This is a genomic window from Aminobacter sp. P4_D5 (assembly GCF_056401815.1).
In genome coordinates this window covers 1-1,665 of record NZ_JBFUIP010000355.1, presented here as the reverse complement: position 1 = coordinate 1,665, position 1,665 = coordinate 1, and the positions used below count along the sequence as shown (strand labels likewise).

At 64.3% G+C, this 1,665-nt stretch carries 2 protein-coding genes; both read right to left on the bottom strand.

Features of this window, described 5'->3' with window-relative positions; genetic code table 11:
- Positions 1 to 139: 139 nt before the first annotated feature.
- The gene (locus AC1DWF_RS31805) at positions 140 to 883 is read right to left on the bottom strand and encodes an extensin-like domain-containing protein (protein ID WP_476782786.1); all 744 of its coding nucleotides are present in this window, start codon (positions 881 to 883) and stop codon (positions 140 to 142) included.
- A 215-nt stretch (positions 884 to 1,098) separates the two neighbouring features.
- Positions 1,099 to 1,524, bottom strand: coding sequence for a DUF3775 domain-containing protein (locus AC1DWF_RS31800; protein ID WP_476782785.1), 426 nt, complete (start codon positions 1,522 to 1,524; stop codon positions 1,099 to 1,101).
- Positions 1,525 to 1,665: the final 141 nt, after the last annotated feature.

Genomic DNA, 1,665 nt, shown 5'->3' with positions numbered 1-1,665 from the left:
GCTGCGATGTGGTGGTTGCGATGGCGGCGCGCGAATCTGCGGCCATGCGAGGCTCCTGTCCCGGTAGGGCTAGAGTCTAGCTGGCAAGGGTAAAGGAAAGATCAGCGGCCCCATTTACGGCTGCGGCGGAAATGGGGCGTCACTGGCAAAACGTGCCACCATTGCGCCGGGGCGCGAGATCAAGATGGAAGTGCAGCGAATGGTCGGCGTCGCTGCCGGGGCCGAGCACCGTCTTGAACGGACCGCAGGCAGCTTTGCGGATTGAAGCCAGAAACGTCGCGTTCTTTTCGGGTGGGGCCGGTTCGACCTCGATGGCGGTGCCCTTGGAAAGGGTGAAGCGGGCAATGTCGAGCGCATTGCCGAAGGCATGTTCGGACAGTTTTCTGGTGCCGTTGCGCGGCCGGCAGACATAGGCCGAGGCTTGGCCGATCGTTGTCAGATCTTCGCCGAATTCGGTCTTTGCGGCTGGAGAGATGACATCGGTGGCGAAGCGAGACGTGGCTTCTGCGGTGGCGCAGTTGATGACCGCGTCGGGCTCGATGTCGATCGAGCGGGACAGCCGCTTCAGCTTGAGCGGAAAKGGCAGGGCGCAACCGTCGGCATCGTGCTGCGGCGCAAATTCTTCGAACTCGGCGCCGAGTACCTTCAGGCGCGTGCGGCAGGCTGTCTCTTCGATGGGCATGGCGGCTGGCCGGGGAGCATTCGAGCGCTGGTCGGGCAGCATCTTGGGCGCGGGAGGACCGATGAATCCCTTGTCCGGCAAGAAGGGCGCGGCCTTGGGCGAGCCGGGGCGGGCCTGCGGAATTGGGACCGAGGCCTGTTCGGGAGGCTTGGTGACAGGCGAGGGCATCGGCACGGCGGGAGCGGGCGCGAATTGGGGCACCGGGCCTCGCTCAGGCAGGTTGATCGCTTTCGGGCGAGCGTAGGCTAGCTGTGGCAAGGTCGCCAGAGCGATGATCAACAACAGCGATGAGCGGTGAGGTCTGCTGAAATGCATCGCCGTCAACGGCGAGCACCCCTGACCGGTTGCCTGCAAGGCCGGGCGCATCGCATCACTTTCGGTGACGTCGGTGTCACCGAAGGGTCGAAATGGGCAGGTCAGGCCCCCAGCGCGTCGAGACCTTCTTCGAGCCAGTTGCCCAGCATCGGCATGCCAAGCAGGTATTTGGCCGTGCGCCGGTTGCTGCGCGCCCGCGCTTCGGCGACGGCGTCCTGCCACTCCGACGCGTCGTAGTCACCGCGGCCGAGCCAGGCCAGCGCCACGAGTTCGGCCGCCTCATCGACATTGAGGTCGCTGATCAGCTCGTGCAGCTCTTTTTCGGTGAGGTTTTCTTCCTCTTCCTCGGCGAGCCCGTCGTGATGATGATTGTCGCGGGTGCCGCCGTCATATTCGATCTCGTGCTCGGCGCCGTCCTCGTAGTCCTCGTTGACGCCGGCGCTGATCGCCTTGGCCTTGAGGATGAACAGCCGGACGGTGTCCGGTCCGATGGACAGGTCCCATTCCTTTTCGCGCCGCTGCTGCACGAGCGTGCTCCTGGTTGCCTTCCCCCGCACCGATGATAGCGCATTTGGCGGCAACGTCACTGCCTGGATATTCGCGGCGTGGTTGTTATGGTTGACATGACTTCAAGAGAGGCGGAAATAGCGCGCCTTCCTCCCCCCTCC